Annotated in this window: 5 protein-coding genes; 2 read left to right on the forward strand and 3 right to left on the reverse strand. The window is 54.6% G+C overall.

Annotation, left to right across the window (positions count from 1 at the left end):
* Positions 1–296: 296 nt before the first annotated feature.
* Together recU and CV944_RS15975 are read left to right on the forward strand one after the other, a co-directional pair.
* Entirely contained in the window at positions 297–902 is a 606-nt protein-coding gene (gene recU, locus CV944_RS15970; RefSeq protein ID WP_033010104.1) for a Holliday junction resolvase RecU, read from the forward strand.
* A 33-nt stretch (positions 903–935) separates the two neighbouring features.
* Positions 936–3,659 carry a PBP1A family penicillin-binding protein gene (locus CV944_RS15975; RefSeq protein WP_100664517.1) on the forward strand — a complete coding sequence of 908 codons (2,724 nt, stop codon included), beginning with the start codon at positions 936–938 and terminating at the stop codon, positions 3,657–3,659.
* A gap of 102 nt (positions 3,660–3,761) precedes the next feature.
* On the opposite strand, the gene nth is transcribed toward CV944_RS15975, so the two are convergent.
* The 3 genes from nth to asnS form a co-directional block, all read right to left on the reverse strand.
* Positions 3,762–4,433, reverse strand: coding sequence for an endonuclease III (gene nth, locus CV944_RS15980; protein ID WP_033010102.1), 672 nt, complete (start codon positions 4,431–4,433; stop codon positions 3,762–3,764).
* Positions 4,434–4,521: 88 nt separating this feature from the next.
* Entirely contained in the window at positions 4,522–5,226 is a 705-nt protein-coding gene (locus CV944_RS15985) for a DnaD domain-containing protein (protein ID WP_033010101.1), read from the reverse strand.
* A 64-nt stretch (positions 5,227–5,290) separates the two neighbouring features.
* On the reverse strand, positions 5,291–6,583 hold the full coding sequence (gene asnS, locus CV944_RS15990; RefSeq protein WP_033010100.1) for an asparagine--tRNA ligase: 1,293 nt from the start codon (positions 6,581–6,583) through the stop codon (positions 5,291–5,293).
* Positions 6,584–6,818: the final 235 nt, after the last annotated feature.

Below are 6,818 nucleotides of genomic sequence, written 5' to 3' on the forward strand. Positions count from 1 at the left end.
TGGCGGGTGTTGGTCAAGGGCGAATCCGGCCCTCCGCATGCCCCACGATGCTCAATGGGATGATCTGTGTGGAGTTTTCATAGAACTTTTGACGCTACCCTGGCGTGATGATATTCCATTCGCGTCCAAGGGGATCACTCCCTGCTGCAGCGACAAAAGTAGAACAGATTCGGCAAAGAAAGCGGGATGCGGCCGCCATTCGACAACAAGAGCAGGCGCAGCCGTGGGGAAGAAAAAAAGGCGCATCTTTTCCGAGCGTATGGTATAATAAAAACCATTCAAAGGAGATGAACGCGATGGCACTCAAATATCCAGGAGGAAAAGAATACCGCGGAAACGGACCGAGCGCGGTGCGACCGCCGGCGGCAGCCGGCTATGCCAACCGCGGCATGACGCTCGAAGACGACTTAAACGCGACGAATGAATATTATCGGGAGCACGGCATCGCCGTCATCCATAAAAAGCCGACTCCGGTGCAAATCGTCCGCGTCGATTATCCGAAACGGAGCGCCGCCGTCATCAAAGAGGCGTACTTCCGGCAGGCGTCGACGACCGACTACAACGGCATCTATCGCGGCAAATACATCGACTTTGAGGCAAAGGAGACGAGAAACAAAACGTCGTTTCCGCTGAAAAATTTCCACGCTCACCAAATCCGCCATATGGCGCAAGTCATGGCCCACGGCGGCATTTGCTTTGCGATTTTGCGTTTTTCCCTGCTCAATGAAACGTATTTGCTTGACGCCTCCCACTTAATTGCCCGCTGGAATGAGCAAGAAGCCGGGGGAAGAAAGTCGATCCCAAAACGGGAGATCGAACAATACGGGCATTATATCCCGCTTGGCTACCAGCCGAGAATTGATTATATTAGTGTAATAGAAAACGTGTACTTCACCGCTTAAGGTGAAAACTTGTAAGAAAGGCAGGATTTGCTTATGTCTGGTGAATATCGTTCTCGTGTGGAACGAAAGCAGGCAGCGAAACAGACGAAACAAAAGAAGGCGAAAAAGAAAAGAGGAAGGTCCTGGTTGAAAGCGATCGCCATTGCGATAGTGCTGATGATCGCCCTTGGCGCCATCGGGGGGGTGGCTGCGTTCGCCTACTTTGTCAAGGACGCCCCTCCGCTCGATGAGGCGAAAATTAAAGATCCGCTCTCGTCGACCGTGTACGATATGAGCGGAAAGAAAGTCGCCGAGCTGGGCGGTTACAAACGGACGTACATCTCATACAAGGACGTGCCGAAAGTGCTGGAAAATGCGGTATTGGCGACCGAAGACGCCCGCTTTTACGAGCATCACGGCATCGACATCGTCCGTCTAGCCGGCGCGGTCATCGCCAATATTCGCGAAGGGTTCGGCGCGGAAGGCGGCAGCACGATCACCCAGCAAGTCGTGAAAATGACGTTCCTCTCACCAAAGAAAACGTTGGAGCGGAAAGCGCAAGAAGCGTGGCTCGCCTTGCAGCTTGAGCAAAAGTATTCGAAGCACGAAATTTTGGAAATGTACTTGAACAAAATTTATTACTCAGACGGCATTTATGGCGTCGCCCGGGCGGCGGAATATTACTTCGGCAAAACGAACTTAAAAGAGCTGACGCTCCCCGAGGCAGCGCTCTTGGCCGGCATGCCGCAAAGCCCGAACCGGTACAACCCGTACGTTCATCCAGAGGCGGCGAAAAAACGGCGCGACACTGTCTTGTCGCTCATGGTGAAACATGGCTTTATCAGCGCGGAAGAAGCGGAAAAAGCGAAGCAGGTGCCGATCAAATCGATGCTCACCGAGCGGAAAAAGCCGCAAAATTCCGTGCCATACGACGCCTTCATTGACGAAGTGATCAAAGAAGTGACGGACAAAGCCAATGTCAACGTCTTTGAAGACGGGCTGAAAATTTACACGACGCTTGATCAAGAGGCGCAATCGTACGTTGAAAAGCTATTAAACTCCGATCAACGTTTTACCGCCAAAAAAGATTTGCAGTCGGGAATCGCCCTCGTCGACACGAAAACGGGCGCCATTCGCGCGTTAGGCGGGGGACGCCATCGCGACAACATCGAGTTCGGTTTCAACTACGCAATTCAGCCTGTCGGCCAGCCCGGTTCAACGATTAAGCCGATTTTGGACTACGGGCCGGCGATCGAATATTTAAAATGGTCAACCGCGCACATTCTTGTTGACGAGCCGTATACGTACTCCGACGGCACCCCGATCCGCAACGCCGGCGGGCGCTACGCCGGACCGGTGACGGTGCGCGATGCCCTCACATGGTCGCGCAACATCCCGGCGTTAAAAACGTTCCAAGCGGTCGGCAAGGAGCGGGCGAAAGAGTTTGCCAACCGGCTCGGCATGGGTTTTGACGAAGTATATGAGCCGTACGCAATCGGCGGCGTATCGCGCTACGTATCGCCGCTGCAGATGGCCGGCGCCTACGCCGCCTTCGGCAACAACGGCGTTTACACGAAGCCGTATGCGGTGACGAAAATCGTCTTCCCAGACGGCACGGAAATGGACTTAAAGCCAAAACCGAAGCGAGTCATGCATGATTACACCGCATACATGATTACCGACATGCTCAAATCGGTCATCCGCTCTGGCACTGGGCAGTCCGCCTATGTTCCAGGATTGGAGCTCGCCGGCAAGACCGGAACGACAAACTACGGCAAAGACGGCGCGAAGTTTGGCCTCAAACGGGACGATGTGCCGGACAGCTGGATTGTCGGCTATACGCCAAACTACACGGCGGCCATTTGGGTCGGCTTCAGCAAAAAAAGCGAAACAGCTACATTAGGAGATCGGGAGCAGCGCATTCCGAAGCTCTTGCTGAAAGATCTGATGTCCCATCTCGACGATGGCAGCGGAGAGTTTCAGCGGCCGGACAGCGTCGTCAAACTGCCGATCAAAAAAGGCACGAATCCGCCGAAACTTGCCGGCAAATACACGCCTGAAAGCGACATTACGTATGAATTGTTCGTGCGCGGCACCGAACCGACAGAAGTCGCAAAAGATGAGCCGGAAGAGCTCCCGGCTGTCAAAGGGTTGGCCGCTTCGTACGATCAAGCTGCCAACATCATTTCCGTCTCTTGGTCGTATGATGAGAAAACCGACGACACGCTGTTTGAAGTGCGCATCAAAGACGAGCAAGGGCATACGGAAACGGTCACGACCAAAGATTTAAGCGTGACAGTGACGAACGTGGCGCCAGGGGCTTCGTACACAATCGCCGTCTATGCCAAGGAAGGCGAGCGGATGAGCAAGCCGGCGATCACGAGCATCCGCATCCCTGGCGGCGAGCAGCCGACGGCGCCGGGCAATGGAGCGAACGATGATGGCAACAACCGTGGCGCCGGAAATGGCGGCACGAACGGGGATAACGGCGATGATCATGGGGGCAATGGAAACAATCAAAATAACAACAATGGCGGAAATAGCGGAAACAACGGCAATGGCAACGAAGATCGCGATGATGGCGGCGAAGAGGACAACGGCGGCAAAGACAACGGCGGCAAAGACAACGGCGGCAAAGACAACGGCGGCAAAGACAACGGCGGCAAAGACAACGGCGGCAAAGACAACGGCCAAGGGGATGGCGGCGCAACAACGCCGACCAATCCACAATCAGGAAACAGCGGCAATGCTGGCATGAGAAATGGAAGCCGCCAGTGAGATCACCTACCTCAAAAAAGCGGATGGCCTATCGGGCCATCCGCTTTTTCATGGCAACTTGCCTAGAAATATGCCCGTCCGGGAAAAAGCGGGCGAGCCCATTCAGTCGGCACGCGCACGTTTGTTTTCCCTCTTTCGCATCCGCTTTTTTCCCTCGCGGCATAAATGAAGAAGCGGGCATACCGGGCATTGCGGCGCCTGCGCCTTGCAATGGTAGCGGCCGAAAAAAATCATCCGGTGGTGGGTGATCGACCATTCTTCCTTTGGAATGGTTTTCATCAACGTTTGTTCCACTTCCAGAACTGACGCGTCCCAACGGCAAAAGCCGAGCCGCTTGCTGACCCGCTCGACATGCGTATCAACGGCGATGGCCGGCACGCCAAATGCCACGGAGACGACGACGTTGGCCGTCTTCCTTCCGACGCCCGGCAGCTTCATCAATTCATCGCGGTCGCGCGGCACCTCACCGTTGTACTCCTCAATCAGCATCGCGCACAACTTTTGAATATTTTTCGCTTTGTTCCGGTATAATCCGATCGATCGGATGTCTTGCTCCAGCTCTTCAAGCGGCACCGCGATGTAATCGTGCGGCGTTCGGTATTTTTCAAACAAATGTTTCGTCACCTTATTGACGAGCGCATCGGTGCATTGCGCTGACAAAACGACCGCGATCAACAGTTCGAACGGATTGCGGTGCACAAGTTCGCAATGGGCATTGGGAAACATGTCCGCCATCACGTCCAAACAACAGCGGATTTGCTGCTTCGTCAGCATCCCTCTTCTCCTCCTTTCGCGATGTTTGGCCATCCATACGAGCATTTCGCGATTTTGGCCAAACAAAAACGAGAGACTGCGCTCTCGTTTACGAGTCAAGCCAGTTGAAAAACGGAATCGTCTGCTTAAATTCCCCTGTCGCCTGTTTCGCCGGGCGGGCGAGCGGTTTCGGCTTGCGGAATTTTTTGCCGTAATCGTGCGCCTGCTCGATCGTGCGGATGCCGTTCTTTTTCCACTCAAACAAAATGCGGTCGATGTAGCGAAAGTTCAGTTTTCCCGACAGCACCGCCTCGCGCAGCGCAGCTTTAATGATGGCCGGTTCATGGCCGTCTTGGTCGATCCACATCGCGAGCGTTTCGCACTCAAACGGGGAGAGCGGGCGGCCAAATTCTTGCTCAAAAACCGTATATAGGCTTTCCTCCTCCTGCTGGCCGCCGCGCTCATCCTTGGCCGCTTCTGCATACAAATGGTGAACCAGCTGCTCCCAAAGCGGTTCGAGCGTATACTTTTCGCTGCGGATGCCGCGTTCGTCCGTATGCTCCTCAATGGCCACCATCCCCTTTCGCAAAAGGCGGCGCATCATTTCCATGCACTCCGCCGCCGGGACAGTCATTCTCTCGGCCAGCTCCGCCGGCGTCGGAAAGGTGATCCCTTGCTCAAAAAACGACTGCATATGCAAAAGCAGCACGAGTTCCGCCTCGCTCAAGCCAAGCTGTTTATAATGGTTCAATAACAGCTTTGGAACGGCGACGCTTCCTTGCGCCAGCCATTCGGCCACCTTTTTCTTTTCCATGCCGATGCACCTCAACTATAGTATAACATGCCGGCGGCAAAAAAACCCCCTTTTTGCAGGGGGGTTACGGATACAAACGGTTGAGAAGGCGCGGGAATGGGATCGTTTCACGCACATGCTCGACGCCGCAAATCCAAGCGACCGTGCGCTCGAGGCCGAGCCCGAACCCAGAGTGCGGCACCGATCCGTATTTGCGCAAATCCAAATACCATTCATACGCCTCAAGCGGCAAATGGTGTTCCTCAAGGCGTTGCTTTAACAAGTCATAATCATGGATGCGCTCCGAGCCGCCGATAATTTCCCCGTACCCTTCCGGGGCAATGAGGTCGGCGCACAACACAACGTCCGGCCGCTTCGGATCCGGCTGCATATAAAACGGCTTTAATGACGTCGGGTAATGAGTGATAAAGACCGGCTTCTCGAAACTTTCCGCAATGGCCGTCTCATGCGGCGCGCCGAAGTCGTCGCCCCACTCGATGTCGGTGAACCCTTTGTCGTGCAAAAGCTTGATCGCTTCGTCATACGTCAGGCGCGGAAACGGCGGCGTGACCAACTCAAGTTTGGACACATCGCGCTCAAGCCGCCCAAGCTCGAGCCGGCAGCGGCTGAGCACCGACTGCACAAGATAGGAGACGTACTCTTCCTGCAGCCGCAAGTTGTCTTCAAACTCGTAAAACGCCATTTCCGGCTCGACCATCCAAAATTCGATCAAATGGCGGCGCGTTTTCGACTTTTCAGCGCGAAACGTCGGGCCGAATGAAAATACTTTGCCGAGCGCCATCGCCGCTGCCTCCATATACAGCTGGCCGCTTTGCGACAAATACGCGTCTTCATCGAAATATTTCGTGTGGAACAGCTCGGTCGTTCCTTCCGGCGCGCTGCCGGTCAAAATCGGCGCATCGACTTTGACGAACCCGCGGTCGTTGAAAAACTCGTACGTTGCCCGAATGACCTCGTTGCGGATTTTCATAATGGCATGCTGACGCCGCGACCGAAGCCATAAATGGCGATGGTCCATCAAAAATTCGACGCCGTGCTCCTTTGGCGTAATCGGGTAATCGACCGCTTCATCGATGACTTGCAAGTCCGTAACCGACAGTTCGTAGCCGAACGGCGAACGCTCGTCAATGCGCACTGTTCCGGTCACATACAGCGATGTTTCTTGCGTCAACGTTTTCGCGCGTTGGAATACTTCCTCTGAGACGTTCGCCTTTTCGACGACGCCTTGAATGAAGCCCGTCCCGTCGCGCAGCTGCAAAAAGGCGATTTTTCCACTCGAGCGCTTATTGGCCAGCCAGGCGCCGATCGTGACTTGCCGGCCGACATATTGGTTTACTTCCGCAATCGTCGTTCTCACGTACTTATTCCCTCCAATGATTGACACGTCCATCATTCGCTATTATACCGTTGCGCCAACACGGCAGCAACGGCCAGGGCGGGGCGGCGAAATGCGGCGCTTTGTACTGCACCGGCCGTTGCCGCCTGACAGCATATCTATATAGATGCAACGAAGAAGTTTAACATATCCTTGACGGAAAAGCGGTTTGTCCATTTTCGACTGTCGAAGGCAAGCCATAGGCTTGCCCCGTCAC

Source organism: Geobacillus sp. WSUCF-018B (assembly GCF_002809985.1).
Lineage (GTDB): Bacteria > Bacillota > Bacilli > Bacillales > Anoxybacillaceae > Geobacillus > Geobacillus thermophilus.

What these genes read in the sequence shown, in the direction of transcription:
- recU (WP_033010104.1), top strand. Translation starts at nt 297, where the DNA reads ATGGCACTCAAATATCCAGGAGGAAAAGAATACCGCGGAAACGGACCG.
- CV944_RS15975 (WP_100664517.1), top strand. Translation starts at nt 936, where the DNA reads ATGTCTGGTGAATATCGTTCTCGTGTGGAACGAAAGCAGGCAGCGAAA.
- nth (WP_033010102.1), bottom strand. Translation starts at nt 4,433, where the DNA reads ATGCTGACGAAGCAGCAAATCCGCTGTTGTTTGGACGTGATGGCGGAC.
- CV944_RS15985 (WP_033010101.1), bottom strand. Translation starts at nt 5,226, where the DNA reads ATGGAAAAGAAAAAGGTGGCCGAATGGCTGGCGCAAGGAAGCGTCGCC.